Here is a 26,989-nt window from a genome sequence, read left to right as displayed (position 1 = left end):
GCACCCCGGCAAAGGAAAAGGGGCGAACCGCCCTATTCACGTCTGCGGCTGCGCGGCTGCGGCCGGGTCGGTATTTCCTTGAGCAATCCGCCCACGCCCATGCCCGCAATGTCCTGTCCCTTCACGGGAATTCCGCAGGCAAGGCGCGCCAGCACCCAGTCGGCGCCATTCAGCGCGGGCGAGCGGGCGCAGCCCGGCAGGCCGATCACCGGGCGCGGCCCGAGCGCGCCGAGGAAGAGCAGGTTGCCCGGGTCGACCGGCATCCCGAAATGTTCCAGCTGCCCGCCGGCCAGCGCCAGGCCCGAGGGCGCGACATCGTGGATGTCGGAGGTGGCCGATCCGGTCAGCACCAGCACGAGGTCCTCACCGGCCGCCGCGATGGCCTCCGACAGCGGCTCCGCCTCGTGCGGGACAAGGACGGGTCCCGTCATCTCCATCCCCAGGGCGGTGAGCCGGGCGCGCACCGCCTCGGCCCCCTTGTCGCCGGGGCCGCCGCGGATCTCGGTCACGATCAGACGGGCGGTCTTCAGCACCGGCGGATGCAGGCGGATCGCGGGCGGCCCGGCCAGCACCTGCCGCGCGGCGGCCAGGCTCTCGCCGGCCACGGCATAGGCGATGACCTTGACCGTGGCGACCATGCCGCCCGGCGTCATCTGCTGGTGATCGGGCACCGTGGCCAGCGTCAGCATCGGGTCGATCCGGTTCAGCGCGTTCAGCCGGTCGGCGTCGAGCGTCACGATCCCCGGCCCCTCGGCGATCAGGTTCACGCGGCCGGTGAAGGCCCGCGTCAGCCGCAGCCCCTGCCCCGCCGGATCGGGCACCAGCGCCTCGGCCACCGTCTGCGCGGCGGCATCCTCGGCCACGTCGCCGGGGTCGAGCCGGGCGACGATCACCCGCGCCATCCCGAGGTCGCGCAGGGTGTCGACATCGGCTGCCGTCAGGACGTGCCCCTTCGAAAGCCTCCCGCGTGCCAGGCGCACCGAATGGGCCAGCATCGCGCCCTCGGCCTCGTTCAGCGGAACCGGTCCGAACCTCATTTCCCGCGCAGGACCTTGGTCATCTCGGCGATGACCGACACCGCGATCTCGGCCGGGTCCGCCGCCCCGATGTCGAGGCCGATGGGGGCGTGGATGCGGGTGATGGAGTTGTCGGAATGCCCTGCCGCCTTCAGCCGTTCGACCCGCTTGGCATGGGTCCGCGTCGAGCCGAGCGCGCCGATGTAGAAACACTCCGACGGCAGCGCCAACGCCAGCGCGGCATCGTCGATCTTGGGATCGTGCGTCAGCAGCACCAGCGCGGTGCGGGTGTCGAGGCCGATCTCCTCCAGCACCTCGTCCGGGTAGGCCTCGTGGATGGTTTCTCCGGGAAAGCGATGTTCGGCGGCAAAGGCCGGGCGCGGATCGATCACGACCGGGTCATAGCCCGCGATCCGGGCCATCGGCAGCAGCGCCTGCGCGATGTGCACCGCACCGACGCAGACCAGCCGCAGCGGCGGGTTGTGGATGGCGACGAAGGTGGCGCCGTCCGCCTCGAAGCCCGAGCGGTCGGCGCGGAAGCGGTCGGCAAAGGCCTCCGCCCCCTCGACCCGGCGCTCCCAGCTCTCGGTGTTCACGACATAGGCCGCCGGCACCCGGCCCGCCCGCGCCTCGACCAGCGCGGCGAGCATCGCCTCGGACAGGCCGCCCTCGGCCCCCACGGGTTCCACCATGATCCGGATCGTGCCGCCGCAGGCCAACCCCACGGCAAAGGCGTCGTCGTCCGAAACACCGAAGGTCAGCACCCGGCTGCGGCCATCCTCGACCGCCTCCAGCGCCTCCATCACCACCGCGCCCTCGACGCAGCCGCCCGAGACGGAACCGACAAGGTCGCCCGCCCCCGACACCGCCAGCATCGCGCCGGTCCGGCGGGGGGCCGAGCCCCAGGTTTCCACCACGGTCGCCAGCACCGCGCCCTTGCCTGCGCGGTGCCAGTCCAGTGCCTGTTCGGGGCTGTCGTCGAAACGGTCCATGGGCCTCTCCTTCGCGCCTCGGATCCTAGCACCCGCAGCGGCAGCGTCAGCCCCCAATCGTCATCCGTAGACCAGCCTCGGCAACCAGGTGATCACCTCGGGGAAGAGCATGCAGATCGCCAGCCCCACCACCTGCAGTGCCAGGAACGGCAGCGCCGACTTGAAGATCGTGGTCATCGGGATCTCGGGCGGGGCGACCCCGCGCAGGTAGAAGAGCGCATAGCCGAAGGGCGGCGAGAGAAAGCTCATCTGCATGTTCACGAGGTAGAGCACCCCGAACCACAGCACCAGGTCGCCTTCGTCCCCGAGGCCGAAGGCCTGCGCCCCGAGCGCCTTGATGATCGGCACGAAGATCGGCACGCAGAGCAGCAGGATGCCGACCCAGTCGAGGAACATGCCGAGGATGATCAGTACGACCTGCATCACGATCAGGATGCCCCATGGCCCCAACCCGGTCCCTTCCAGCGCGTCCTGCACGAACTGCTGCCCGCCCTCGAGCACGTAGAGCCCGACGAAGATCGTCGCGCCGAACATGATCCAGATCACCATGGCGCTGGCCTTGAGCGTGGTGATGCAGGCCTCCCGCACGGTCTGCCAGTCAAGCTTGCGGTGGATCGCGGCGACGATGAAGGCGCCGTAGGTGCCGATGCCCGCCGCCTCGACCGGGGTTGCCACGCCCGAGAAGATCACCCCCAGCACGACGACGATCAGCACGATCGGCGCGGCCATGTTGCCCATCAGGCGGACCTTCTCGCGTGTGCTGATCCGCTCCTCCGGCGGGATCGGCGGGCCGAGGTCGGGGTTCACGTAGCAGCGCAGCGTCACGTAGGCGATGTAGAGCCCCGAGAGCATCAGCCCCGGGATCACCGCGCCGATGAAGAGCTCGCCCACCGACTGCTCGGCCACCACCGCGTAGATAATGGCGAGGATCGAGGGCGGGATCAGGATGCCGAGCGTGCCGCCCGCCATGATCGAGCCCATGGCGATCTGCGGGTCGTAGTGCCGCTTGAGCATCGCCGGAAGCGCGATGATACCCATCGTCACCACCGCCGCGCCGATCACGCCGACCATGGCGGCCAGGATGGTCGAGGCGATGACCGTGGCCGAGGCCAGCCCGCCCTTCACGCCGCCCAGCACCTTGTAGATGACGTCGAACATCTCGTTGATGATCCCCGCCCTCTCGAGCATCGCGGCCATGAATATGAACAGCGGGATCGCCGAGAGCTGGTAGTTCGTCATCAGCGGAAAGATGCGGCTCGGCACGATGTTGAGCGCGCGGGCGTCGCCCAGCAGGAACAGGAACACGCAGGCCAGACCGCCGGTGACGAAGGCCAGTGGCAGCCCCGCCATCAAGAGCGCCAGCAGCGATCCGAACATGATGAGGGTGAGCCACCCGATACCTATTTCCAGACCCATCTCACTCACCCCTTGCGATCGCGCGAATGTCCTTCGCGAATTTCGACACACCCTGCAGGACCAGCAGCGCCGCCCCCATCACCATCACCCATTTCATCGGCCAGAGCGGGACCTCCCATTCGTTGAAACTGATCTCGCCCCAGCGGATGTTGGGATCGGTCCACTGGCCGAGGTTCCAGTTCGCCAGCGCCTCGCCGAACCCGACCTGGCCGCGCGCCCAGTCCGACACCACCGCGTTGCCCGAGGGCACGGCGATCGCGTCCATGGCGAAGGTCCAGCAGGTGAAGAGAAGCGTTCCGGCGAAGATGAAGAAGAAGACCGAGGTGAAGAGGTCGACCCAGGCCTTCTTCTTCCGCGGCAGCGGGGCATAGAAGACGTCGACGCGCACGTGGCTCTCGGTCAGCATCGCGTAGGAACCCGCGATCAGGTACTGCATCCCGAACATCAGGTACATCGCCTCGTGCGCCCAGTTGGTGGGCGAGTTGAAGACGTAGCGAGAGATGACCTCGTAGTAGTAGACGAAGACCGCGATCACCGCCCAGTAGGACACGAATTCCCCGCAGAAGAGCGACAGGCGGTCGATCCAGTTCTCGGCCAGGTCGCGGTCGTCGCGCCGGGCCTCGCCGGTGGCCGCGGCCGCCGCGGCGGCGGTGCGTTCGAATTCGTCCACCTCGGTCCCGCGCGGCAGGCGTTCATTGGCCCGGCGTACCAGCATCGGCAGCAGGAAGGCGTCGATCACCAGCAGGGCCACGATCAGGTAGAAGGCGTATTTCGCCGCGGCCGCCCACCAGGTCCGGTCGCGCGTGGCGGCGTCGACCAGCGGGCGCGCCAGCTCGGCCTCTTCGCGCGCCTGTTCCAGCTTCTGCCGGCCGCTTTCGATCCCCTGTTCGGCGCGTTCGATCCGGCGCTCGACGCTGCGGCGGGCGAAACTGCCTTCCTCGGTGGTCTCGAGCTCGGCCCGCAGGCCGGGCAGGTCCGCCTCGGCACCGGTAACGCGCTCTTCCTCGCGGGTGATGACCCGTTCGGCCATCCTCAGCTGGTTTGTCGCGTCCGATTGCAGCGACCGGGCGTCCTGCTGCTGGCTGTTGGCGATCAGGATGAACAGGAACACCGGGATGAACAGCAGCCCCCAGAGGTTCCTCAGATACAGACGATGCAGACCGATGATGCCACCGGTGATCCAGATCATGTAGGCCAGCGGCACGGAGTAGAGCCGTTCGGTCGGTTTCGGACGGCGACCAAGGCTCATGGCGACGATCGGAAAGACGATCAGTCCGATCCAGTAGAGCCAGTGCGGCAGGGTAAAATCGAGACCGGGCATGGGGTCTCCTCGATGGTTCGTGACAGACAGGACGACGGGGCCACCCGGGCATGCGCCGGATGGCCCTTGGTCACGGGTGCGGCCGGATCAGATCTTGAGCTCCAGCCCCTCGGTCAGCGCCGGGTCGACATAGCCCAGCGATCCCGACTGCATGTAGTCGAGCTGGATCTTGAAGATCTTGGCCGAGTTCGGATCGCGGTTGGCGTAGTCGAACCAGATCGGCACGGCGACCTCTGTCATCAGTTCCACGTCGTCCTGGCCCAGGCGGGTGACCTCGGTGCCGTCGGCCTCGAACTTGGCCCAGGCTTCCTGGTCTGCCTTCTGGATCGCGGCGTGGTGCATGTCGGAATAGACATGCGTCTCCATCTCGACGAACTGCTGCATCTGCGGCGACAGCGCGTTCCAGGCATCCATGCCCACCGTGATGTCCATCAGGTCGACCGGCTGGTAGAGCGACATGAAGCCCGGAGGGCCCATCGAGATGTAGCTGGTGACCTGGCTGAAGCCGAGCGCGTAGTTCACCGCCGGGCCCACGTAGTCGGCCACGTCGATGGTGCCCTTCTCCAGCGCCGGGAAGATCTCGGACCCCGGCAGCACCGTGGTTTCCGCCCCGATCTGGCTGAAGACCTCGGCCACCATGCCGCCCGGCAGGCGCATCTTGCGGCCGCGGAAGTCGTCGATCGACCGGATCGGCACCTTGGAGTGGATGATGTTCGGCCCGTGGTGCACCGGCCCGACAAAGTACATCCCCTGCTGCGCAAAGAGATCGCGCGCGATCTGCAGCCCGCCAAGGCCGTAGTAGAACACGTCCCACTCGTGCGGATTGCGCAGGCCCAGCGGATAGCTGGTCAGGAAGGTTGCCGCCGGCACGATGCCCTGGCCGTAGATGGTGAAGGGGTTGATCGCGTCCAGCACGCCGTTCTTCACCGCGTCGTAGAGCTGGAAATCGCCCACCACGTCATTGGCGCCGAACGGCTCGAAAGCCAGCTCACCGCCGCTCTTTTCTTGAATGGTGCCGCACCAGTCCTTGAAGATCTGCAGCCCCGCCCCGCCGGGCCAGCTGCTCTGGATCTTCCAGGTCGTGGTCTGGCCCTGGGCAGTGGCGAGGCGTGGCGCGGCCAGCCCCGCGACGCCCATGGTCGCGAGCCCCCCGAGCGCACGGCGCCGGGATACTGTCTGATGTGTCATGTTTTCCTCCCATGATGCGCGCGTGGACCGCACGTCTGGGCGTCGCGGCTCCCATTCCTCCTCCGCGACACCGTGTCTCATGGTAATCAGAAAATGCTTGTCATTGCAAAAGATTCCCCCAAGGCACCCGTTTCCGCGCCGCAGCACCTGGCCGTTCCCGAGATGCTCCCGCTGCGGGCGGCCCTGGCGGTCTCACCGCGCGCCGCGGCGCTGCAGGCCGGTGCTGCCCGCGACGCTGCGCCGCTTGCGCCGACCTGCCGCCCGGCGCATATAGGCCGCGACACACGCCGAGGAGGACAGACATGATCGGACGCCTGAACCACGTGGCCATCGCCGTGCCGGATCTCGACGCCGCAAGCGCGCAGTACCGCGATGCGCTCGGTGCGAAGGTCGGCGCGCCGCAGGACGAACCGGACCACGGCGTCACCGTCGTCTTCATCGAGCTGCCGAACACCAAGATCGAACTGCTCTACCCGCTGGGCGAAAACTCCCCGATCCAGGGTTTCCTGGACAAGAACCCGTCGGGTGGGATCCACCACGTCTGCTACGAGGTCGAGGACATCCTTGCCGCCCGCGACCACCTGCAGTCGACCGGCGCCCGCGTGCTGGGCGACGGCGAGCCCAAGATCGGCGCCCATGGCAAGCCGGTGCTTTTCCTGCACCCCAAGGACTTCAACGGCACCCTGGTGGAGCTGGAGCAGGTCTGATGGGTCCGACCTCTGCCCTCGTCCTCTTTGCCGTGATCTGGTTCATGGTGCTGCTGATCATCGCGCCGATGCGCGTGCGCACCCAGGGCGACGAGGGAGAGATCGTGCCGGGCACCCATGCGGGCGCCCCGGAACACCATCACCTGAAAAAGAAGATGTGGATCACCACCGGTGTGTCGGTGGTGCTCTGGCTCATCATCGCCGGGATCATCCTGTCGGGCTGGATCAGCGTGCAGGACATCGACTTCTTCGGCCGGATGGGGCCGGACGGCGGCTACCACCTGAACTAGGCGGCCACCGGCGCCCGGTCCCGCAGGGCGTGGAAGATGTGGGTGAAGGCGGCCGCGCCCAGGATCGGCACCACCAGGTTCAGCAGCGGCACCGACAGCGGCATCGCCATGAACACCCCCGCCAGCCAGATCGTGCCCATGTGCCGCTTGCGCAGGCGCGTCGCTTCCTCGCGGCCGACCCGGCGCATGGCGGCCAGCGTGAAGTATTCCCGCCCCAGCAACAGCCCGTTCACCGCCCAGAAGATGAACAGCGCCAGCGGCGCGAAGATGATGTAGAGCACCAGCGCAAAGAGGTTCACCACCACGATCACGCCGAGAAAGCTGAGCGTGTCGGTGATCATCTCTGCCACCGACTGGCGCCCGACCGGCGGCAGTTCGGGATAGTGCTTGTCCTCGACCGCCTGCGCCACGTCGTCCAGGAAGAACGAGATCATGGCCGAGGCGACCGGCACCATCAGGAAGACCGACAGCCCCATCATCAGCAGCAGGCTGCCCCAGAAGGCGAAGTCGTCGAGCCAGCGCACCTCTCCAATCAGCGGCAGCGAGGTCTCGGGGCCCATCCACCAGCCGACAAGCAGCAGGAAGGCCGCGGTGACGGCGATCAGCAGCGCAAAGGTCAGCCCGATGCCGATGAAGAGCACCCGGCGGAAGCGTGGGTCGTCAAGCTGGCCGAGCGTGAGGCTGAACGCCCCGAAGATCACGCCGATCGCCATGTCACGATCCGGTTCATGTCGGGACGCGGGCGTTCGGGCGGGGCGGCTGTCTCGGTGCCGATGTGGATCGTGCCGACCACCCGTTCATGCGGCGCGAGGCCCAGGCCACGGGCGGCAAAGTCGGGATCGTGGACCGCCCAGCCGGTCAGCCAGCTGGCGCCCCAGCCCGCGGCCAGCGCGGCATTCAGCAGCGCCAGCGCCACCGCGCCGGCCGAATAGGTCTGTTCGATCACGGGGATCTTGTCGCTGATGACCGGGCTTTCGACCACGATCACGGCCAGCGGCGACTGCGCATACTGGTCGACCACCTTGGCGATGTCCGCCTCGTCCTTGCCCAGTGCCGCGCCACGGTCCCGCGCCAGCTCCGCCAGCCGGCCCAGCGCCTTGCGCTCCAGCACGATGAAGCGCCAAGGCTCCAGCTTGCCATGGTCCGGCGTGCGGGCGGCGGCGGTCAGCAGGGTCTCGATCTCGGCCCGCTCGGGCGCGGGGCCCGTCAGCGTCTTGGCCGGACGCGACCGGCGCGACAGCAGGAAATCGAGGACGGCTTGATTGCGTTCGGGCATTCGGGTCTCCGTTGGTCCGGGCCTTATGTCGGCCTTCGGGCCGCGGGGGTCAAGGGACCGTCCCGGCCGCCCCGGTCCCGGGCAGCGGGAAGACGCGGTCATAGGCCCAGTAGTAGACGAAGGCATGGCCGAGGTAGAACACCGCGACACCGAGGTCGATCCAGAACGCCTCGGCCCAGGTGACGCCCAACGACCAGGCCACCACCGGCACCAGCAGGATCACCAGCCCGCCCTCGAAGGCCACCGCGTGCAGGACCCGCATCCCCAGCGTCTTTTCCGAACTGCCCCGCAGCCGGTGCGCGGCAAGGTCAAATCCGAGGTTGAAGAAATAGGCCCAGATCGTTGCAATCACGGAACAAATGATCGACACCACGCCGAAGTCGGCCAGCGAATGGCCATAGAGCCAGGCCCCCAGCGGCGTCAGCAGGATGAACGCGGTCAGCTCGTAGCCGACGGCCTGTCGGATGCGGTCGGACGTGCCGCGCATGTCGGTCTCCCAGGGTCGTGGAGCTTCGGGATAGAGCCGCGCGCGGCGCGGGGCAAGCTGCGCCGGACTTGGGGGCCACCGAGGTGCGGGCTACCAGCGCCCGTCCGGGGTCAGGGCGCACACGCAAACCGCCCCCGCGGTGTCCCGCGGGGGCGGCTGCCTTTTCAGGTCACTTGATCAGGTCGCGGGAACCGCGCGCCTCAGCCCTGCCCGTCGAGCAGCGGCGTGATCCGGCGGACGGCGGCGCGGCGGTTGGCGCGTTCGGCCTCTGCGGTCATCACCTTGAGGTCGCTTTCGCCGTAGCCCTGCACCACCATGTTTTCCGGCGGGACGTTGAAGTACTCGGTCAGCGCCAGTGCGAGCGATTCCGCCCGGCGGTCCGACAGGGCGAGGTTGTAGCCCGCACCGCCGATCGCGTCGGTGTGACCCTCGACCAGGAAGACCTCGGCCGGGTTGTCCTCGATCGCCGACTTCATGGCCGAGCCGAGCGCGGCCAGCGCCTCGGCCTCTTCGGGCCGGATCACGGCCGAGCCGGTGTCGAAGTTCACGTTGTTCACCTCGACCTCGGGCGCAAGCGAACGCACCTCGCGGATGTTGCGCACCTGGGCGAGCGAGAAGCTGCGCCCCGGGTCACGGGCCAGCCGGGCCTGCAGCGCGTCGCGCAGCGCGGCCTCGTCCGAGTCCGAGCTGTAGGACGTCTCGCGGCGGGTGTCGGTGACCTGCGGAAGCTCGTTCACGGCGACACGTTCGTAGTTGCGCGTGTCGTCGAAGAGCGTGACCGACCGGCCGTCCGGCAGCACGCGCGTGCGGCTGAGCACCTGGCCGTCATAGGCCCGGACCGTTTCGACCTGCGTGCCGTCCTCGTAGGTCACCACCGTGCGGGTGGAACCATCCTGGAACTCGTAGGTCTTCACGTCCGCGCCGGGCTGGCGCAGCAGCATGTCGTCGTTCTTGAGAACCCGGTAGGTGCCGTTGTCGTCGATCACCACCCGGTCGCCCGAGTTCGACACCACGCGCTGGTTGTTGTTCAGCAGCGTGCCGACGGCCAGGGCGCCAAGGCCCAGGATGCCGATCTTCTCGACGGTGCTGAGGCCGCTGTCGTTGCCGTCCTCGCGCGCCGCCGTGCGCTCGCGATCGCGGACCCGGTCGCCGTCACGTTCACGTTGGCGCGGACGCGCCTGTTCGTCGACGCGGGTGCGGAACTCCTCGCTCGACCGGCGGGCGGTTTCCTCGGTCACCGTCTCTTCGACCAGCTTGCCTTCGCCCGAGCCGGCGGCAGCGGCGGCCGTCTTCGGCGCCTCGCCCGACAGGACCTCGCGCGAGGGTTCGGCGCGCGCCTCGGCCTGTTCGGGGCGATCGGCGTCGCCCGGTGCGGGCTCGGCGCGCTCACCCTCGGCGCGGCGCAGTTCCTCGGCCACGCGGTCAGCGTCGCCGGGGGCCGGTTCGGCCTCGGCCGGAGCCGCCTCGCGGCGCGGTTCCTCGGTGCGGTCGGCATCGCCCGGCGCAGCCTCGGCCGCGCGGGGTTCGGCCTCGGCCGGGGCGGCCTGGGTCTCGGCGGCCTCGCGGCGCGGTTCCTCGACGCGGTCGGCATCACCCGGCGCAGGTGCGGCCTCTGCCGCTTCGCGGCGCGGCTCCTCGGTGCGGTCGGCATCACCCGGTTCCGCCTCGGCGGCCTGCGGCTTCGGCTCTTCCTGGGGCGCCTCGGCCGGGGCCGCTTCGGCGGCCTTCGGTTTCGGCTCCTCGCGCGGGGCTTCGGCCGGGGCGGCCTCGGCCGCCTGTTTCTGCTTCTTGGGCTTTTCGGGGCGATCAGAATCACCCGGCTCGGCCTCGGCGGCGCGCTCCTGCTGCTTCGGCTTCTGCGGACGGTCGGAATCGCCCGGCTCGGCCTCGGCCTGCGCCTCGGCCTTGCGTTTCGTGCCGGCGCCTTTCACGGCCTCTTCGGCCTTCTCGCCAGCCTGTTCCAGCTGCTTCTTCAGCTCTTCCTGCGTCGGCGCATTTTGCGCCATCAGCGGGGCGGGTGTCGCCACGGACAGGGCCACGAGGATGGCCGTGGTCGAGTTCAGAAATCGGGTCATCATGTCTTACGTTCCTTTCCTCACCGCGCGGGCGGTTTCGAGGCGGGAACGCGCGAGCAGGCCACCGGGTTTCCGGAAACCTTCGCCGCAGGCGCGAAATCGCCGGGTCAGGATTGACGCAAGAGCCTCATCAGGCGGGATTTTTCGCCGTCGCCGGTCATCGAGGAAAGGACCCCGCCCAGATCCTGCAAGGCCGTCACCGAATGGGCCGCGCAGACCGCATCGACCTGCGGCAGCAGCGCGGCGATACCGCGGGCGCGCGGCGCGAAACCGTCGAACCGCAGGAGCGGGTTCAGCCAGATCACCCGCCGGGCCGACAGGCGCAGGCGGTCGGCCGCGGCGGCCAGTCGATCAGGCGCCCCGCGGTCGAGGCCGTCGGTCACCAGGATCACAACCGCACCCTGCCCCAGCACCCGGCGCGACCAGTCGCGGTTGAAGGCGTGCAGGCAGTCGCCGATCCGCGTCCCGCCCTCCCAGTCGAGCGCCTCGGCCCCGGCGGCGGCCAGCGCCTCGTCCACGTCGCGCTGGCGCATGTGGCGGGTGATGTTGGTCAGCCGCGTGCCGAAGGTGAAGGCGTGCACCCGCGACCAGCCCGCTCCCTGCCGGTTCGCCACCGCGTGCACGAACTGCAGCAGCATCCGGCTGTAGCGGCTCATCGACCCCGAGATGTCGCAGAGCACGACCAGGTCGGGCCAGCGCTCGCGCGGCTGGCGGAAGACCGGCGCCCGAAGTTCTCCACCGCGCCGCATCGCGCGGCGCAGGGTCCGCGCCCGGTCGATCCCGCCCCGGTGCGCGGGCGCGTGACGGCGGGCGCGCAGCGGCGGCACCGGCAGGCTGAGGCGGGCGATCATGCGCTGTGCCTCGGCCAGTTCGGCCGTGGTCATCTGGTCGAAATCGAGCTGGCGGAGGCGTTCGTCCGAGGACGCCGTCTCGGCGGCGTCGAGCCGGACCTCGGGCAACGGCCCGTCGCCGCCGCTGTCCGGCCGCAGCCCGCCCAGCACGGCATCCGCGGCCCGCGCCTCGGCCGCGGGCGGCGCCGCGGCGGCCCCGGCCTCGCGCAGCGCGGGCACCATCGCGGCCATCAGCGTTTCCAGCGCGCGCGGATCCCGCCAGAACATGGCGAAGGTCTGGGCAAAGACCGCCCGCTGTTCCGGGCGCGAGACGAAGCAGGCGTGCAGCGTCCAGAAGAAATCCGCGCGTTCGGTGAAGCCCGCAGCCGCCACCGCCGTCACCGCGTCGGCCACGCGCCCGGGACCGATCGGCAGGCCGGCGCGGCGCAGGGCGCGGGCGAAATGCGCGATGTTGGCGGCCAGCTGCGGCGCCGTGCTGTCCGGCAGGGCGCTCATGCGGCGGCGTGGGAGGGGGGCTGTCTGCCCCCGCCGCCCTGCGGGCGTCCCCCCCGAGGATACAGAACCAGGGGAAGCGGGCGGTCATGCCACCGGGCCGAGGCTGGCGCGAACCTCGTCGAGCAGGCGCGCGGCCTCGGAGCCCTCGATCCGGGCGATGTCGTCCTGGTACTTAAGCACCGCGCCCAGGGTGTCGGCGATCAGTTCGGGGCTGAGCGCGACGGCATCGAGCGCGATCAGGCACTTGGCCCAGTCGATGGTCTCGGCCACGCCGGGCTTCTTGAACAGGTCCTCGCCCCGCAGCCGCTGCACGAAGGCCGTGACCTCCTGTGCCAGCCGGGCGGCGGCCTCGGGCACGCGGGCCGAGAGGATCTGCATCTCGCGTTCGAAATCCGGGTAGTCGACCCAGTGGTAGAGGCAGCGCCGTTTCAGCGCATCGTGGATCTCGCGCGTGCGGTTCGAGGTCAGCACCACGATCGGCGGCTCGGGCGCGCGGATCGTGCCGATCTCGGGGATGGTGACCTGGAAATCCGACAGCGCCTCGAGCAGGAAGGCCTCGAACGGCTCGTCGGCGCGGTCGATCTCGTCGATCAGCAGCACCGGCGCGCCGCGGTCGTGCGGGCGCATGGCCTGCAGGAGCGGGCGTTCGATCAGGAAGTCGGGGCCGAAGAGGTCGCGGTTCAGCGCCGCCGCGTCGGCGGTGCCGGTGGCCTCGGCCGTGCGGATCGCGATCATCTGGGCGGCAAAGTTCCACTCGTACACCGCCGCCGTGGCATCCAGCCCCTCGTAGCATTGCAGGCGGATCAGGTCGCGGCCGAGCGTGGCGGCCAGCGTCTTGGCGATCTCGGTCTTGCCGGTGCCGGCCTCGCCCTCGAGAAACAGCGGCCGGCCCAGCGTCAGCGACAGGAAGGCCACCGTCGCCAGCGGGCGCGCGGCGACATAGCCCTCGGCCCCCAGCCTCTGCTGCATCGCGTCGATCGACCGTGGATTGTCCATGCGCATCCGTCCCTTGCCTGCCGCCAGCCTGCATCCCGCGCGGGGTGTGTCAAGCGGCCCGCAGCCCTGCCCGCATATGCGGGGGCCGGGCCCGCGGCAATTGACGGAAAGACCTCCTTCGGGTCATCTTTTCGCCCACAAACCGGGTGTAGGACGGTGAAAACACCGACGAGCAGGCAGATGGCAGCAAGGCCCCGGGCGGAGGCGCGGACATGCGCGTGACCGCCGTCACATGCGTCAAGAACGAAGGCCCGTTCCTGCTGGAATGGATCGCCTACAACCGCCTGATCGGCGTGACGGATTTCCTGTTCTACTCGAACGACTGCAGCGACGGCACCGACAGCCTGCTGGACGCGCTGGCGGGGCACGGGCTGCTGCACCACCTGCCGAACCCGGCGAAGGGCCGGCATTACCAGATGGAGGCGCTGAAAGCCGCCCGCCGCCATCCCGCCGTCACCGGCGCGGACTGGGTCTGGATCGCCGACGTGGACGAGTTCCTCGACATCCATGCGCCCGGCGCCGACATCCCCGGGCTGGTCGCGGCCTGCGGAGAGCCTGCCGCTATCTCGGTGCATTTCCAGTTCTTCGGCAACGGCGGCGTCGCGCGGTTCGAGGACCGGCCGGTCATCGCGCAGTTCAGCGGCACCCATGATCCCGACATCTGGAACACCGAGACGGCGATCGAGGTGAAGTCGCTGGTGCGCAAGGATTTTCCGCTGCAGTACTTCGGTGCGCACCGACCGTTCCCGCGCCGCGGGATCGACGCCGCCGCCCTGCCGCGCTGGACCGACGGTTCGGGCCGCCCGGTGCCGCCGGCCTTTGCGCTTGGCCAGGTCGAGCGCCGGATCCGGCGCTTTCCGGCCAAGGGGGCGCGGCGGCTTGCGACGCTGAACCACTACGCGCTCCGCTCGCTCGACAGCTACCTGGTAAAATGCGACCGCGGCGACGTGAACCGGGCGCGGCGCGACTTCGACGCGACCTACTGGCAGGAACGCGCGGACGTGGCCTGGCAGGACCGGCGCATCCAGCGCCACCTGCCCGCGCTCGTGGCGGGGATCGCCGCGCTGAAGGCCCTGCCCGGCATCGCCGCCCTGCATGACACGGCGGTCGAACGGCACCGCGCGCGGATCGCCGCGCTGGACGCGCTGCCCGGCTACCGTGCGCTCAGGGCGGCGCTCGGGGCCGCGCCGACGCTGCCGCCGCGGGAACTGGCGCTGATCGACGCGCTCGGGGTGCAGCCATGAGCCGGCTGCGGGTCATCAACCTGGGCCTGCCGAAGAGCGGCACGACGACGCTGGGCGTGGCGCTCCGCCGCGCGGGGCTCTCCGTGGCCGATCACCGCATCCGGCCGCGCAAGACCGACGATCCGGCGCTGCGGGGGGCCTTTGTCGGCGACCTGCTCTATCGCGGCTACTTCGAAACCGGCGACCCGCTGGCCCTGCTCGACGGGTTCGACGCGGTGGCGGAGTGTTCGTTCCTGACGCCCGGCCGGTCGGCCTGGCCGCAGATGGACTTCGGCCTGATCGCGGCGATCCGCGCGCATCATCCGGGGGCGCGGTTCGTGGCGACGCGGCGCGATCCGGGGGCGCTCGCCGCCTCGATGGAGAAATGGACCAACATGCGCCAGCGGCTGGACCAAGGGCAGATCCCGGGCCTGCCGCGCGGCTACGGCGCCGAGGCGGCGGCCCGCGAACGCTGGATCGCGGGGCATTACGCGCACCTGGGCCACCTCTATGGCGGCGACGACGCTGTCCTGATGCTCGATGTCGAGGCCGGGGATGCGCCGCGGCGGCTGTCGGGGTTCCTGGGGATCGACATCCCGTGGTGGGGCCGCGCCAATGCCAACCCCGAGGGTGCCGCGTGATCATCCAGCTGCACATCGGCATGGACGCGGGCCATGCCGCCCGGCTGCAATCGGTGCTGGCCGACAAGCGCAAGCAGCTGGCCGGCAAGGGCGTCCTCTTTCCCCGCAGCCCCGGCACGCTGAACCACACGCGGCTCTTCATGGCGGTGACCGGCCCGGTGGACAGCCTGCGCCACAACCGCGGCTTCGCCACGCCCGACCGGCAGGCGGCGCTGGCGCGCGAGGTGACGGCGGCGCTCAGGGCCGAGGTCGAGGCGGCGGAGCCCGAGGTGCTGATCCTGTCGGCGGCCCAGCTGGGCCCGGGCCTCGCCGAAAGGGCCGAGCTCGACCGGCTCCGCGCGATGCTGGCGCCCTTGTCCGGCGATATCCGCATCGTCGCCCACCTGCGCGACCAGGCCCACGCCTTCGCGGCACATTATGCGGGCCAGGTGATCGACGGACGGGCCACCGGGCCCGAGGTCGAACTGGCATTGCGGGACGCGCCGGACTGGTGGGCCGCCGCGCTGGCCGCCGCGCCCCGGCCCGATGCGGCCCGGGCGGTCTATTTCGACGTGCAGGCGCCGGCGTTCTGGCTGGATTACGAAGCGCTTGCAAACCATTGGAAACAGGCGTTCGACAGCGTGACCCTGCGCCCCGTCCGAGCCAACCACTACGGGCCAGGCGCGGTCGAGGAACTGCGCGGGGCCTTCGGGATCACCGTCCCCTTCGGCAAGGCCCGCGCGGGCAACGCACCCGCGGCGCCCGCCGCCGCCTGGCTGGCCCGGGCACGGCAGATGAACGCGCTGATCCTGCGGCTCCTGTCGGACGGAGAGCGCATCGCGCCCCGGTCCGCCTGGCGGGCCATGCTCGAGGATCTGCGCATTCCCGGCCCGCCTGTCGACGCCGGCGCCTTTACGCCGCTCGCCGAACGCTTTGCCGCCGGCAACGCCCGGCTGCTCGCGGCCCATCCGGCGCTGACGCCCGCCGACCTTGCCCCGCCCGACGCCACCGCATGGGCCGAGGCCGATCCGCAGCACGGCTTTCGCGCCACCGCCTACCTCGCCGCCAACCGCTGGCGGATCGACCGTGCCACCGCCGCCGCGCACAAGGCCGCGGCACGGGCCGCGGCCGCCAGGAACGCCCTGCCGCGCCCCGAGGCGCAGGCGGTGATGTCGCCCCTCGCGGTGCAGAAGTTCCGGCAGCTCGTCCAGTCGCCCTTCCGCCCGCACAACGACCTTGGCGCGGTGGCCGAGGCTGACGCCGCACCGCCCTACGCCGCCGTATCGCACCCGGGCCCGCCGCGCGGATCGACCGGCAATGTGATCGTCGCCTGCATGAAGGACGAAGGCCCCTACATCCTCGAATGGATCGCGCATCATCGCGCCATCGGGATCGACAGCTTTGTCGTCTACACCAACGGCTGCAGCGACGGCACCGACGCGATCCTGCGGCGGCTCGATGCACTTGGGATCGTGCACCATCGCGACAACGACGGCTGGACCGGCAAGTCGCCGCAGCAGTGTGCCCTCGACGCCGCGGTGGACGACCCGGTGCTGCGCGATGCCGCGTGGATCGCCCATATCGACGTGGACGAGTTCATCAATATACGCTGCGGAAACGGGACGTTGCAGGACGTCTTTGACCGCGCACCCGAAGCCACCAACATCGCGATGACCTGGCGCCTCTTCGGGCACAACGGGGTCGAACGCTTCGAGGACCGGTTCGTCATCGACCAGTTCGACGCCTGTGCCCCCAGCTTCTGCCCCAAGCCGCACACCGCCTGGGGCTTCAAGACCCTGTTCCGCAACATCGGCGCCTATGAAAAGCTGTCCTGCCACCGGCCGAACAGGCCCGATCCCGACCGGCTGGACGAAATCCGCTGGGTCAACGGATCGGGCCGTCCGATGGGGCCGGCGGTGGTGCGCAGCGGCTGGCGGAACTCGAAACGCTCTATCGGCTACGACCTCGTGCAGCTGAACCACTATGCCCTGCGCTCGGCCGACAGCTATCTCATCAAGCGCCAGCGCGGCCGCGCCCTGCATGTCGACAGGACCATCGGGCTGAACTACTGGATCCGCATGGACTGGTGCGATTTCAAGGACCTGACGATCAAACGTCACCTGCCGCGCATGGCGGCCGAGGTTGCGCGGCTGAAAGAGGATGCCGACCTGGCGCGCCTGCACGCCGAGGCCGGCGCATGGCACCGCCGGAAGGCGGTCGAGCTGCGCGCCACGCCCGAGTTCGCCGCGCTTCTTGAGCAGGCGCTGAACATCCGGCTGACCGCCACCGAACGCACCGCCTATGCCCTCGCACTCGACACGGAGAGCTGAGGTGATGCGCAAGGATATGGCCGAAACCACATGAAAACGCTTGCAATCCTCTGCATCCGGAACGAAGGCGCCTTCCTCCTCGAATGGCTGGCCCATCACCGCGCCTGCGGATTCACCCACGTGCTGGTCTATTCGAACGACTGCCAGGATGGCACCGACGCCATGCTCGACCGCCTGGCCGAGATGGGAGAGCTGACGCACCACCGCAACGACGGCCCCCACGGCGCCCGCGGTATCCAGTTCACCGCGCTCGACCACGCCGCGACCCTGCCGATGGTGCAAGGGGCCGACTGGATCCTGCCGTGCGACATCGACGAATTCGTCGTGATCCATCCGGGGCGCATCGGCTCGACGATCTCATTGCCGCCCTGCCCGACGCCACGGCCATCACGCTGACCTGGCGGCTCTTCGGCAATGCCGACACGGTTCGGTTCACCGACCTCCCCGTGACCCGGCAGTTCACCCGCGCCGCGCCGCGGGTGATCTACTGGCCCTGGCGGGCGGCGATGTTCAAGACGCTCGTCCGCAACGACGGCACCTACCGCAGGCCGGGCGTGCACCGCCCGCGCGACCCCGATCCGGACCGGATCGACGCCGCCCGCTGGTTCGACGGGTCCGGACGCGAGCTTGACGCCCAGTTCCGCACGCGGCGCATCTTTTCCAACTACGGGCGCGACAACCACGCGCTGGTGCAGCTGAACCACTACCCGCTGGGCGCGATGGAAAGCTACGTGCTCAAGGCCGACCGCGGTCGCGCGGTGCATGCCGACCAGATGCTCGACATCGACTACTGGGTCGAACGGAATTTCAACACCGAGGAGGACACCGCGATCCATGCCCTCGCCCCGGCGATGGAGGCCGAACGCGCCCGCCTGATGGACGACCCCGTCCTGGCCCGCCTGCACGCCGCCGCGGTCGCCTGGCGGCACGAACGATTCGAGACACTTATGGGACAGGAGCCGTTTCGCGCCCTGTTCGGCCGGCTGCTGATGACGCCCCCCAGCCGCCCGGTGCCGCTGAAAGCCGCACGTTTCCTCGTCCGGCAGGCGATGGCAGCCCGATCGCAGGGACAATAGCGCCAATCCCGCCGGATCTGTGACGATTGGCGGACAAATGCAGGCAAACCTTCGACTTTTCCCCAAGCTGGTGCACACTGACCGTCGGAACCGCGGGGTTTAACCGCGGACTGGGTTACGGGGTTAGACATGGAAGAGGTCGAGACGGCCGTCAGTCGGGATCTGTCCGGCTTGACCGAGGCCGAGTGGCTTCACGAGTTTGTGGAGATCGCCGAGGAACACGGCTATTTCCAGCCGTTGGGGAAACGCCACTTCGCCGCGCTGGTGGAGAATGGCTCGACCCTGCTCGTCACCTTCGAGACCCTGCCCGCGATGCGCAGCGACGGCGCGCCCATCGGCTGGCAGATGGTGCGCGACCACGGCTGGTCGCACCTGTGCCTGGCCTGTGACGGCGACACCTGGTTCCGCGACCACCACGTCTACGGCTATTTCGACCGGCTGATCGACGAAGGTTTCCTCGAGGATTTCGACCGGGTGATCTTCTACGGTGCGGGCCCCTGCGGCTACGCGGCGGCCGCCTTCTCGGTCGCGGCGCCGGGCGCCACCGTCGTCGCCGTGGCGCCGCAGGCCACGCTCGACCCCGACGTGGCCCTCTGGGACGACCGCTTTGCCGAGATGCGGCGGATCAACTTCACCAACCGCTACGGCTATGCCCCCGACATGACCGACGCGGCCGACCAGGCCTTTGTCGTCTACGACCCCTGCCTGCCGCTCGACGCGATGCACGCCGCACTGTTCCGCCGGCCGCAGACCACCATGCTGCGGATGCGCCGGATGGGTCCCGCGCTCGAGATCGACCTGCGGCAGATGCAGATCCTGCCGCGGCTGCTGGAACTCGCGGGCACCCGCCGCCTGACGCCGCTGGCCTTTGCCCGCCTCGCGCGCAAGCGGCGCAGCTATCCGCCCTACCTGCGGCGCCTGATGGCCGCGGTCGAGGTCAAGGACCGCCCGATCCTCGCCTACATCCTCTGCCGCAGCGTGGTCGCCCGGATGAAGGCGCCGCGCTTTGCCCGCCGGCTCGAGGTGCTGGAAGAGGCCGCCGCCCGTCGCCGCGCCGAACTGGCCGCCGCCCGCGACGCCGACAGCTGATGCCGCGCGGCGGGGCTGGAAAAGGCCCGCGCCCTGCGCTATGCGCGGGCGCATGAGCCACAGCCTGACCCTCCGCCGCCCCGACGACTGGCACCTGCACCTGCGCGACGGCGCGATGCTCAGGGCCGTCCTGCCGGAAACCGCGCGCCACTTCGCCCGCGCCATCATCATGCCGAACCTGGTGCCGCCCGTCGTCACCGGCGCGCAGGCCGCCGCCTACCGCGACCGCATCATGGCCGCGCTGCCCGAAGGCATGGCGTTCGAGCCGCTGATGACGCTCTACCTGACCGAGGACACCGATCCGGCCGACGTCGCCGCGGCGCATGCGAGCGGGCTGGTGAAGGCGGTCAAGCTCTACCCGGCCGGGGCCACCACCAACTCGGCCTCGGGCGTGCGCGACTTTGCCAGGATCGCCCCGGTGCTCGAGAAGATGGCCGAGATCGGCCTGCCGCTCTGCACCCATGGCGAGGTGACGGCGGCCGAGGTCGACATCTTCGACCGCGAGGCGTTGTTCATCGACAAGGTGCTCGACCCGATCCGCCGGGCCCATCCCGGGCTGCGCGTGGTGATGGAGCACATCACCACCTCGCAGGCGGTCGATTACGTCACCGCCGCCGACGAGAGCCTGGGCGCCACGATCACGACGCACCACCTGGTGATCAACCGCAACCACATCCTCGTGGGCGGGATCAAGCCGCACTACTACTGCCTGCCCGTCGCCAAGCGCGAGGAGCATCGCCTGGCGCTGGTCAAGGCCGCGACATCGGGCGCGGACCGCTTCTTCCTCGGCACCGACAGCGCGCCGCATGTCGACCCGCTCAAGGAACATGCGTGCGGCTGCGCCGGCTGCTTCACCGCGACGAACACCATGTCGGTCCTGGCCGAGGTGTTCGAGGCCGAGGGGGCGCTCGACCGGCTCGAGGGCTTCACCTCGCTGAACGGCCCCGCCTTCTACCGCCTGCCCGCCAACGAGGCGACGATCACCCTCACCAAGGGCGATCCCGTCACCTACCCCGCCAAGATCGACAGCGGCGACGGCCCCGTCACCGTCTTCGATCCCGGCTTCCCGCTGCACTGGCGGGTCGATGCCTGACCCACGGCTTCATCTGGTCCGAACCACTTTCGCCACCGGCGAAACCGGCACGGGCCTGCCCGTGATCGCCGCCTTGGGCGGCGATGCCTCCGGCGGGAGTTTTCCCGGCAAGATGAAGACAGGACCCCTCGCCCACAGGAGACCCTTCGCATGATCCCCTCGTCCTATCCCTCGCCCGAGGACATCGCCCGGCTCAGCGCGGGCATGCTGCTCGACATCCAGGCGGTGCATTTCAACGCGGCCGAGCCCTTCACCCTCGCCTCCGGCCTGCCCAGCCCGACCTACATCGACTGCCGCAAGCTGATCTCCTATCCCCGCATCCGCTCGACCCTGATGGACTTCCTGACCGTGACGGTGATGCGCAACGCGGGCCTCGAGGCGTTCGACAACATCGCGGGCGGCGAGACGGCGGGCATTCCCTTTGCCGCGCTGGTGGCCGAGCGGATGGCGCTGCCGATGACCTATGTCCGCAAGAAGCCCAAGGGCTACGGCCGCAACGCCCGGATCGAGGGCCAGATGACCGAGGGCCAGCGCGTCCTGCTGGTCGAGGACCTGACCACCGACGGCGGCTCCAAGATCTCGTTCGTGGACGCGATCCGCGACACCGGCGCCACCTGCGCGCACACCGCGGTCATCTTCTACTACGGCATTTTCCCCGAGACGGAGACGACGCTGGGCGACCACGGCGTGACCCTGCACCACCTCTGCACCTGGTGGGACGTGCTGGCCGAGGCGCGGCGGCGCGAGGCCTTCGACGCCGAGACGCTGGCCGAGGTCGAAAGCTTCCTCAAGGCGCCGCGGGCCTGGCAGGAGGCGCGCAAAGGCTGACGATTCGGGCGCCCGCCCCGCCGACGCGGCGGCGCGGCGCCCGAATTTTCGCATCGCGGGCGAGTTGCTGCGCCGCCGCATCGGCGGCGCGGGGGCGATGCGCGAAAATTCACCGTATACCTTCGTATAGCGACCCCCTCGTTTTCCCAACATCTCGCGGAAGGCTCGCTGAGCCCGGATAGATGTGGTAGGGTCCGCTTATGCACAAACCATCCACAGCTTATACAGTTTGCCCGGCGCGGGGTGGCTTGGGTAAAGGTGCCGATACAGCAAGACGCGCCATGCGAGGCGCGCGGATCGAGGCATTTCGGGCAGACCGGCGCATGGGGAGCGCCGTGGCCGCCTGCGGCTGCGAGGGGACAGAATGAACGACCACGCGAGGATTGACGCGGCGGGCGCGATGGCGTCCGAGGCCGACACTGCGGACCGGATTCCGCATTCGATCGAGGCGGAGCAACAGTTGCTGGGGGCGCTGCTCACCAACAACGACATCTACGACAAGATCGCCGGGATCATCGGGCCGCAGCACTTCTACGAACCCGTGCACGCACGGATCTTCGAGACGGCCGCGGCGCGTATCGCCAAGAACAACCTTGCGTCCCCCGTCACGCTGAAGGCGTTCCTCGAAGACGACGAGGGGCTGAAGGAACTCGGCGGTCCGGCCTACCTGGCCCGGATCGCCGGGGCCGCCGTCAGCGCCTACGCCGCCAAGGACTACGCCCAGATGATCTATGACATGGCGATCCGTCGCCAGTTGATCGCGCTCGGGCAGGAGATCTCGGCCAAGGCGGCCAAGGTCGATGTGAAATCCGAACCCAAGGAACAGATCGTCGAGGCCGAGCAGCAGCTCTACAAGCTGTCGGAACAGGGCCAGACCGAAAGCGGCTTCGTGTCCTTCCTGCGCGCCGTCACCGATGCGGTCAACGTCGCCAACGCCGCCTACCAGCGGGACGGCGGGCTGGCCGGCATCTCAACCGGGCTGATCGACATGGACAAGAAGCTGGGGGGCCTGCACCCCTCGGACCTCCTGATCCTCGCGGGCCGCCCCTCGATGGGCAAGACCTCGCTGGCCACCAACATCGCGTTCAACGTCGCCAAGGCCTACAAGCGCGGCCTGCGCCACGACGGGACCGAGGGGGCGATCGACGGCGGTGTCGTCGGCTTCTACTCGCTCGAGATGAGCGCCGAGCAGCTGGCCGCGCGGGTCCTGTCCGAGGCGGCCGAGGTGCCGTCGGAGCAGATCCGCAAGGGCGACATGACCGAAGAGGAATTCCGCCGCTTCGTCGAGGCCGCCAAGACGCTGGAATCCTGCCCGCTCTACATCGACGACACGCCGGCCCTGCCGATCGCGCAGCTGGCGGCGCGGGCGCGGCGGCTGAAGCGGACCCATGGCCTCGACCTCTTGATCGTCGACTACCTGCAGCTGGTCCGCGGCACCGCCGAGAACCGGGTGAACGAGATCGCCGAGATCTCGATGGGCATGAAGGCCATCGCCAAGGAGCTGAACATCCCGGTGATCGCGCTGTCGCAGCTGTCGCGCCAGGTGGAAAGCCGCGAGGACAAGCGCCCGCAGCTGTCGGACCTCAGGGAATCGGGCTCGATCGAACAGGACGCGGACGTGGTGATGTTCGTGTTCCGCGAGGAATACTACGTCGAACGGGAAAAGCCCTCGGACGACAAGATGGACGAGATCGCCGCCTGGCAGGAACGCATGGAGCGCCTGCACGGCAAGGCCGAGGTGATCATCGGCAAGCAGCGCCACGGCCCCATCGGCACAGTGGAGCTCAGCTTCGAGGGCCGCTTCACGCGGTTCGGCAACCTGGCCAAGAAGTGGCAGGGCGGCGACGACGCCGGCTACTGAGCCACCCGCACACCGGATTATCGAGCAGTGCCGCCCTGTCTTCCCTCGGGAAGGTGGGGCGGCCGTAACGCCCCTGCCCCGTCCCCGGCGGGCTTCTCCTGCCATGTCGCGGCGGGCGCGGTCAGCAGCAGTGCCAGCGCCACCAGCTTGAGCCCGAGCGGCAGCACCGCGTAGAGCAGCGTCAGCGTGGTCAGCGCCGCGGGCCCCGGCGCCGAACCGGCCGAGAGGCCCGCCCGCTCCAGCACCGGCAGTGCGATGCCGGCCGCCACCGCCAGCGTCAGTTTCGACACGAAGTTCCAGAGCCCGAAGGCCTGCGCCGCCGGGCCCCGCCGCGCCGCGACATGGGTGGCGAAGGCGGCGGGCAACAGGGTCAGGTCGCCGCCGACCGCCGCGCCAGACAGCACGCAGACCACCGCAAAGGGCAGCACGTCGCCCGCGCCGAGAAAGATCGCCCCCCGAAGGTCACGATCGCCAGCACCATGCCGCCCGCCAGCGTCGCACGCAGCCCGAACCGCCCGGCCAGCCGCCCCCAGAGCGGGGCGCTCAGGGCGGCCGAGACGAAGAAGAGCAGCAGCAGCGGCCCCTCGGCCCCCGGCGCCGCCAGCCGGTATTCGACGAAGAACAGGAACAGGGTCGAGGTGACGGCCACCGGTGCGGCATTGGCAAAGGCGATCCAGAGCAGCCGCCGCCCGGCCGCGTCGCGCAGGATCGCGCCAAAGGCCAGCCCGGCCTCCTGCCCGGTCGCGCGCCATTCCCGGTGCATCGCGATCACGGCGACCAGCGTGGCCCCGGCAAAGATCCAGGCGAAGACGGCGAAAGGCGCGGGCGCGACCAGGCCCAGCAGGGTCGGCGCCACCGCCGCAAGGCAGACCCCCGCCAGCGCCCCGGTCTCGCGCCAGGCGGCCAGCCGCAGGTGCGTCATCCCCGGCGCGCGTCCGGCCTTTTCCACCCCCTGCGCGTAGAAGGTGATGGTGAGAAAGCTGAACGCAGTGAAGAGCGGCGCCAGCACCAGCGCGAACCAGGCCAGCGGCGCGACCGGGGCGCTGACCGCGAAGGTGCCCAGCATCGCCGCCGCCATGACCGCGCCGAAGATCGCCACCGCCAGCGCCCGCTGTCGCGCCAGAGCGCCGGACATCCAGCCGAGCGCCGGGTCCTGCACCACGTCCACCAGCCGCAGCGCAAAGAGCACGACGCCAAGGGTGGCAAGGCTCACGCCGTACTCGTCAAAGAAGAACTTGGGCGCGTGGATGTAGATCGGCAGCCCCGCCGCGGCGAGCACCCCGGCAAAGGTCGAATAGGCCCAGAGGCGGTGCGGTTCGGATGGTGCGCTGCTCACGCGGTGATCCCCCTGGCAAGGTGGCGCCGCGCCGCCGGGACGGCGGAGGCGTCCCCCTGATACGGGTCTGCCCCGGCAGGGGACCACTTTTCGCCGGGGCACGTCCGGGAACCCGCCGCCCCCGTACGGCGTTTTTCGGACCAATGGCGGACTTTTTCGACTTCACCCCGTACCACGTCCTGATGGCGGTCACCGGCGGCGCATTGCTGCTGTCGTGGTGGCTGCCGATGCACCTCTTCCGCCGACCGCCCGCCGGCTCGGCGCTGCTGATGCTGTCGGGGTTCCTGCTGGCGCTCCTCTTTCCCGGCGCGACCGCGTTCCTCGACCCGGCCGAGAACCCCAAGGTCTGGGAAATCGCGGCCGAGCTTGTCGTCATCGTCGTGCTGTTCGCCACCGGGCTCAGGATCGACGACCCCGGCCGGCTGACCCACTGGCGGCCGACCATCGGGCTTCTGGTCGTCACCATGCCCCTGACCATCGCCGCGGTCGCCTTCCTCGGCTGGTGGCTGGGCGGGCTGACGCTGGCCGGCGCCGTGGTGCTGGGCGCGGTGTTGGCCCCGACCGATCCGGTGCTGGCGGGCGACGTGCAGGTCGGCCCGCCGCTGCAGGGGCGCGAACACCCGGTGCGCTTCACCCTGACGACCGAGGCGGGGCTGAACGACGGGCTGGCCTTTCCCTTCGTCTACCTTGCCCTGCACCTCGCCGTGGCGCCCGAGGGCGGCTGGCTCACGAACTGGCTGCTGCTCGACGTGGTCTACCGGATCGCCGTCGGCGCGGTGCTGGGCGCGGCGATCGGCTGGCTGGTGGCACGGCTGCTGTTCTCGGGCGTCGGCAACCGGCGGCTGGCGGATGCGGGCCCCGGGTCACTGGCGCTCGGCGCCGTCCTGCTGGGCTACGGCGTCGTCGAACTGGCCGAGGGCTATGGCTTCATCGCCGCCTTCGTCGCCGGGCTGGTCTGCCGCCGCGGAGAAGAGGATCACCGCATCCACCACCGCCTGCACGTCTTTTCGGAATCGATCGAACAGGCGGTCACGGCGATCCTGCTGGTCCTGCTGGGCAGCCTGATGCCCGCCCTCTGGTCCGAGCTCGACTGGCGCCACAGCCTGATCGGCTTTGGCCTGCTGCTGGTGATCCGCCCGCTGGCGGGCCGGATCGGGCTGGCCGGGTCGGGGATGCGCGACGGGCAGCGCTGGCTGACGGCCTTCTACGGGGTGCGCGGCATCGGGTCGGTCTATTACCTTGCCTATGCCGCCAGCCATATCGAGTTCGTCAACGAACATGCCCTCTGGGCGCTGGTGGTGTATGTCATCTTCGCCTCGACCCTGATCCACGGGCTGACCGCCCGCTGGGCCGTCCGCCGGCTGCTGCCCGAAGAGGACGCGCCCAAGGACGCGCCGCCCCGCTCCGCGACGCCGCCTGAAGCGGCAGTTGCAGGGCGGCCCGGCGGCGGTCCGCTTCACCTTTTCGTGCACCGCAGGGTTGTTCTGGACACGTTAACCTTACGCTGGGACACTTTGCCCATGCGCCGCGCCCTCCTCCTCTGCCTCGCCCTCCTCGCCTCAGGTCCGCTCAGGGCACAGGTCGAACCATGGGATCCGAACGCGGTCGAGGTCGACGTCGAGCTTCTGCTGCTGGTCGATGTATCGCGTTCGATGACCCCGCGCGAGCTCGAGATCCAGCGCAAGGGCTATGCCGAGGCGCTGGTCTCGGACGCCGTGATCGACGCCATCGGCGAAGGGTTCCTGGGCCATATCGCCATCGCCTATGTCGAATGGGCCGGCAGCTATGCCCAGCGGGTGGTGCACGACTGGGCCATCATCGGCTCCCGCGCGGATGCCGAGGCGTTTGCCGCCACCCTGACCACGCATTTCGCCACCGGGATGCGCCGCACCTCGATCTCGTCCGCGCTGCTCGCCGGGGCCGGCATGTTCGAGGACAACGGGTACACCGGCCTGCGCCGGGTGATCGACATCTCGGGCGACGGGCCCAACAACGACGGCGGCCCGGTCCTGCCCGCCCGCGACCGGGTGCTGGCGCAGGGCATCACCATCAATGGCCTGCCGCTGATGACGCAGGAAGGCATGGGCAGCCAGTGGCAGCTCGAGGACCTGGATCGCTACTACACCGACTGCGTGACCGGCGGCACCGGCAGCTTCGTCATCCCGGTCACCGACTGGGCCGAATTCGCCAGCGCAGTCCGGCGCAAACTGGTGCTGGAAATCGCCGGCCTGACCCCGGCGCCCGCCCCGCCCCGCGCCACCGCCCCCCGCCTGATCCGCGCCGCGTCGGACGGCACGTATGACTGCCTCGTGGGCGAAAAGATCTGGGAAAACTACCGCAACAACTGGGAACCCTGACCGCCGCGCCACAGTGACGTGACGGCGACGTTTTGACCCTTGCGCCCCTCGCGCCCCGGGGCCAGA

21 protein-coding genes and 2 pseudogenes are annotated in these 26,989 nt (G+C 69.7%); 11 read left to right on the top strand and 12 right to left on the bottom strand.

All coding sequences use genetic code 11. The features are described 5' to 3' along the window. Positions 1-32 precede the first annotated feature (32 nt). From ACE2AC_RS01430 to dctP, 5 genes are all read right to left on the bottom strand, one after another. Complete coding sequence (locus tag ACE2AC_RS01430) at positions 33-1,037, bottom strand: molybdopterin-binding protein (protein WP_375690357.1); 1,005 nt, start codon at positions 1,035-1,037, stop codon at positions 33-35. Then, complete coding sequence (locus ACE2AC_RS01425) at positions 1,034-2,008, bottom strand: XdhC family protein (protein ID WP_375690356.1); 975 nt, start codon at positions 2,006-2,008, stop codon at positions 1,034-1,036. The genes ACE2AC_RS01430 and ACE2AC_RS01425 overlap by 4 nt, the downstream gene beginning before the upstream one ends. 60 nt (positions 2,009-2,068) lie before the next feature. Then, the gene (locus ACE2AC_RS01420) at positions 2,069-3,385 is read right to left on the bottom strand and encodes a TRAP transporter large permease subunit (RefSeq protein ID WP_375690355.1); all 1,317 of its coding nucleotides are present in this window, start codon (positions 3,383-3,385) and stop codon (positions 2,069-2,071) included. A 40-nt stretch (positions 3,386-3,425) separates the two neighbouring features. Beyond that, entirely contained in the window at positions 3,426-4,745 is a 1,320-nt protein-coding gene (locus ACE2AC_RS01415; protein ID WP_375690354.1) for a TRAP transporter small permease subunit, read from the bottom strand. Positions 4,746-4,832: 87 nt separating this feature from the next. After that, positions 4,833-5,933, bottom strand: a complete 1,101-nt coding sequence (gene dctP, locus ACE2AC_RS01410; protein WP_375690353.1) for a TRAP transporter substrate-binding protein DctP — start codon at positions 5,931-5,933, stop codon at positions 4,833-4,835. 302 nt (positions 5,934-6,235) lie between these two features. Between dctP and mce the strand changes: the two genes are divergently transcribed. Then, a complete protein-coding gene (gene mce / locus ACE2AC_RS01405) occupies positions 6,236-6,640 on the top strand; it encodes a methylmalonyl-CoA epimerase (RefSeq protein WP_375690352.1) in 405 nt (134 codons plus the stop codon). Continuing rightward, positions 6,640-6,930: a DUF1467 family protein gene (locus tag ACE2AC_RS01400; RefSeq protein WP_375690351.1), complete on the top strand. Its 291-nt coding sequence runs from the start codon at positions 6,640-6,642 to the stop codon at positions 6,928-6,930. Before mce ends, ACE2AC_RS01400 begins: the two co-directional genes overlap by 1 nt. Here ACE2AC_RS01400 and ACE2AC_RS01395 read toward each other — a convergent pair. The 6 genes from ACE2AC_RS01395 to ACE2AC_RS01370 form a co-directional block, all read right to left on the bottom strand. After that, positions 6,927-7,643 carry an EI24 domain-containing protein gene (locus ACE2AC_RS01395; protein WP_375690350.1) on the bottom strand — a complete coding sequence of 239 codons (717 nt, stop codon included), beginning with the start codon at positions 7,641-7,643 and terminating at the stop codon, positions 6,927-6,929. The genes ACE2AC_RS01400 and ACE2AC_RS01395 overlap by 4 nt on opposite strands. Further along, positions 7,628-8,206 (bottom strand): nitroreductase family protein, encoded by a 579-nt coding sequence (locus ACE2AC_RS01390; protein WP_375690349.1) that lies wholly within the window; start codon positions 8,204-8,206, stop codon positions 7,628-7,630. Before ACE2AC_RS01390 ends, ACE2AC_RS01395 begins: the two co-directional genes overlap by 16 nt. A 49-nt stretch (positions 8,207-8,255) precedes the next feature. Next, on the bottom strand, positions 8,256-8,693 hold the full coding sequence (locus ACE2AC_RS01385; protein ID WP_375690348.1) for a PACE efflux transporter: 438 nt from the start codon (positions 8,691-8,693) through the stop codon (positions 8,256-8,258). Positions 8,694-8,893: 200 nt separating this feature from the next. Beyond that, on the bottom strand, positions 8,894-10,771 hold the full coding sequence (locus tag ACE2AC_RS01380) for an OmpA family protein (RefSeq protein WP_375690347.1): 1,878 nt from the start codon (positions 10,769-10,771) through the stop codon (positions 8,894-8,896). A gap of 104 nt (positions 10,772-10,875) precedes the next feature. Next, positions 10,876-12,114 carry a VWA domain-containing protein gene (locus tag ACE2AC_RS01375; protein WP_375690346.1) on the bottom strand — a complete coding sequence of 413 codons (1,239 nt, stop codon included), beginning with the start codon at positions 12,112-12,114 and terminating at the stop codon, positions 10,876-10,878. A gap of 84 nt (positions 12,115-12,198) precedes the next feature. Then, positions 12,199-13,110, bottom strand: a complete 912-nt coding sequence (locus ACE2AC_RS01370; RefSeq protein ID WP_375690345.1) for an AAA family ATPase — start codon at positions 13,108-13,110, stop codon at positions 12,199-12,201. A 212-nt stretch (positions 13,111-13,322) separates the two neighbouring features. Between ACE2AC_RS01370 and ACE2AC_RS01365 the strand changes: the two genes are divergently transcribed. The 8 genes and pseudogenes from ACE2AC_RS01365 to ACE2AC_RS01330 all read left to right on the top strand — a co-directional run bounded on the left by ACE2AC_RS01365 (position 13,323) and on the right by ACE2AC_RS01330 (position 23,230). Then, the gene (locus tag ACE2AC_RS01365; RefSeq protein ID WP_375690344.1) at positions 13,323-14,354 is read left to right on the top strand and encodes a glycosyltransferase family 2 protein; all 1,032 of its coding nucleotides are present in this window, start codon (positions 13,323-13,325) and stop codon (positions 14,352-14,354) included. Then, complete coding sequence (locus ACE2AC_RS01360; protein WP_375690343.1) at positions 14,351-14,974, top strand: sulfotransferase; 624 nt, start codon at positions 14,351-14,353, stop codon at positions 14,972-14,974. Before ACE2AC_RS01365 ends, ACE2AC_RS01360 begins: the two co-directional genes overlap by 4 nt. After that, a complete protein-coding gene (locus ACE2AC_RS01355; RefSeq protein WP_375690342.1) occupies positions 14,971-17,283 on the top strand; it encodes a glycosyltransferase family 2 protein in 2,313 nt (770 codons plus the stop codon). The genes ACE2AC_RS01360 and ACE2AC_RS01355 overlap by 4 nt, the downstream gene beginning before the upstream one ends. A 30-nt stretch (positions 17,284-17,313) precedes the next feature. Continuing rightward, positions 17,314-18,359, top strand: a pseudogene (locus ACE2AC_RS01350) (glycosyltransferase family 2 protein). A gap of 129 nt (positions 18,360-18,488) precedes the next feature. Further along, the gene (locus tag ACE2AC_RS01345) at positions 18,489-19,448 is read left to right on the top strand and encodes a phosphoadenosine phosphosulfate reductase (protein WP_375690341.1); all 960 of its coding nucleotides are present in this window, start codon (positions 18,489-18,491) and stop codon (positions 19,446-19,448) included. A gap of 52 nt (positions 19,449-19,500) precedes the next feature. Next, a complete protein-coding gene (gene pyrC, locus ACE2AC_RS01340; RefSeq protein ID WP_375690340.1) occupies positions 19,501-20,541 on the top strand; it encodes a dihydroorotase in 1,041 nt (346 codons plus the stop codon). A gap of 150 nt (positions 20,542-20,691) precedes the next feature. Continuing rightward, the gene (locus ACE2AC_RS01335; RefSeq protein ID WP_375690339.1) at positions 20,692-21,369 is read left to right on the top strand and encodes an orotate phosphoribosyltransferase; all 678 of its coding nucleotides are present in this window, start codon (positions 20,692-20,694) and stop codon (positions 21,367-21,369) included. Positions 21,370-21,769: 400 nt separating this feature from the next. Continuing rightward, the gene (locus ACE2AC_RS01330) at positions 21,770-23,230 is read left to right on the top strand and encodes a replicative DNA helicase (protein ID WP_375692053.1); all 1,461 of its coding nucleotides are present in this window, start codon (positions 21,770-21,772) and stop codon (positions 23,228-23,230) included. A gap of 113 nt (positions 23,231-23,343) precedes the next feature. Here ACE2AC_RS01330 and ACE2AC_RS01325 read toward each other — a convergent pair. Further along, positions 23,344-24,566 (bottom strand): annotated as a pseudogene (locus ACE2AC_RS01325) (MFS transporter); the annotation flags it as partial. 143 nt (positions 24,567-24,709) lie between these two features. On the opposite strand from ACE2AC_RS01325, the gene ACE2AC_RS01320 reads away from it, so the two are divergent. Beyond that, positions 24,710-26,923 (top strand): DUF1194 domain-containing protein, encoded by a 2,214-nt coding sequence (locus tag ACE2AC_RS01320; protein ID WP_375690338.1) that lies wholly within the window; start codon positions 24,710-24,712, stop codon positions 26,921-26,923. Positions 26,924-26,989: the final 66 nt, after the last annotated feature.

This window comes from Pseudooceanicola sp. LIPI14-2-Ac024 (assembly GCF_042188925.1).
GTDB lineage: Bacteria > Pseudomonadota > Alphaproteobacteria > Rhodobacterales > Rhodobacteraceae > Pseudooceanicola.
This window is presented reverse-complemented; position numbering and strand designations above follow the sequence as displayed.

Bases quoted from the DNA above. Each gene is read 5' to 3' on its own strand.
- ACE2AC_RS01430 (WP_375690357.1), bottom strand. From the start codon at position 1,037: ATGAGGTTCGGACCGGTTCCGCTGAACGAGGCCGAGGGCGCGATGCTG.
- ACE2AC_RS01425 (WP_375690356.1), bottom strand. From the start codon at position 2,008: ATGGACCGTTTCGACGACAGCCCCGAACAGGCACTGGACTGGCACCGC.
- ACE2AC_RS01420 (WP_375690355.1), bottom strand. From the start codon at position 3,385: ATGTTCGGATCGCTGCTGGCGCTCTTGATGGCGGGGCTGCCACTGGCC.
- ACE2AC_RS01415 (WP_375690354.1), bottom strand. From the start codon at position 4,745: ATGCCCGGTCTCGATTTTACCCTGCCGCACTGGCTCTACTGGATCGGA.
- dctP (WP_375690353.1), bottom strand. From the start codon at position 5,933: ATGACACATCAGACAGTATCCCGGCGCCGTGCGCTCGGGGGGCTCGCG.
- mce (WP_375690352.1), top strand. From the start codon at position 6,236: ATGATCGGACGCCTGAACCACGTGGCCATCGCCGTGCCGGATCTCGAC.
- ACE2AC_RS01400 (WP_375690351.1), top strand. From the start codon at position 6,640: ATGGGTCCGACCTCTGCCCTCGTCCTCTTTGCCGTGATCTGGTTCATG.
- ACE2AC_RS01395 (WP_375690350.1), bottom strand. From the start codon at position 7,643: ATGGCGATCGGCGTGATCTTCGGGGCGTTCAGCCTCACGCTCGGCCAG.
- ACE2AC_RS01390 (WP_375690349.1), bottom strand. From the start codon at position 8,206: ATGCCCGAACGCAATCAAGCCGTCCTCGATTTCCTGCTGTCGCGCCGG.
- ACE2AC_RS01385 (WP_375690348.1), bottom strand. From the start codon at position 8,693: ATGCGCGGCACGTCCGACCGCATCCGACAGGCCGTCGGCTACGAGCTG.
- ACE2AC_RS01380 (WP_375690347.1), bottom strand. From the start codon at position 10,771: ATGATGACCCGATTTCTGAACTCGACCACGGCCATCCTCGTGGCCCTG.
- ACE2AC_RS01375 (WP_375690346.1), bottom strand. From the start codon at position 12,114: ATGAGCGCCCTGCCGGACAGCACGGCGCCGCAGCTGGCCGCCAACATC.
- ACE2AC_RS01370 (WP_375690345.1), bottom strand. From the start codon at position 13,110: ATGGACAATCCACGGTCGATCGACGCGATGCAGCAGAGGCTGGGGGCC.
- ACE2AC_RS01365 (WP_375690344.1), top strand. From the start codon at position 13,323: ATGCGCGTGACCGCCGTCACATGCGTCAAGAACGAAGGCCCGTTCCTG.
- ACE2AC_RS01360 (WP_375690343.1), top strand. From the start codon at position 14,351: ATGAGCCGGCTGCGGGTCATCAACCTGGGCCTGCCGAAGAGCGGCACG.
- ACE2AC_RS01345 (WP_375690341.1), top strand. From the start codon at position 18,489: ATGGAAGAGGTCGAGACGGCCGTCAGTCGGGATCTGTCCGGCTTGACC.
- pyrC (WP_375690340.1), top strand. From the start codon at position 19,501: ATGAGCCACAGCCTGACCCTCCGCCGCCCCGACGACTGGCACCTGCAC.
- ACE2AC_RS01335 (WP_375690339.1), top strand. From the start codon at position 20,692: ATGATCCCCTCGTCCTATCCCTCGCCCGAGGACATCGCCCGGCTCAGC.
- ACE2AC_RS01330 (WP_375692053.1), top strand. From the start codon at position 21,770: ATGGCGTCCGAGGCCGACACTGCGGACCGGATTCCGCATTCGATCGAG.
- ACE2AC_RS01320 (WP_375690338.1), top strand. From the start codon at position 24,710: ATGGCGGACTTTTTCGACTTCACCCCGTACCACGTCCTGATGGCGGTC.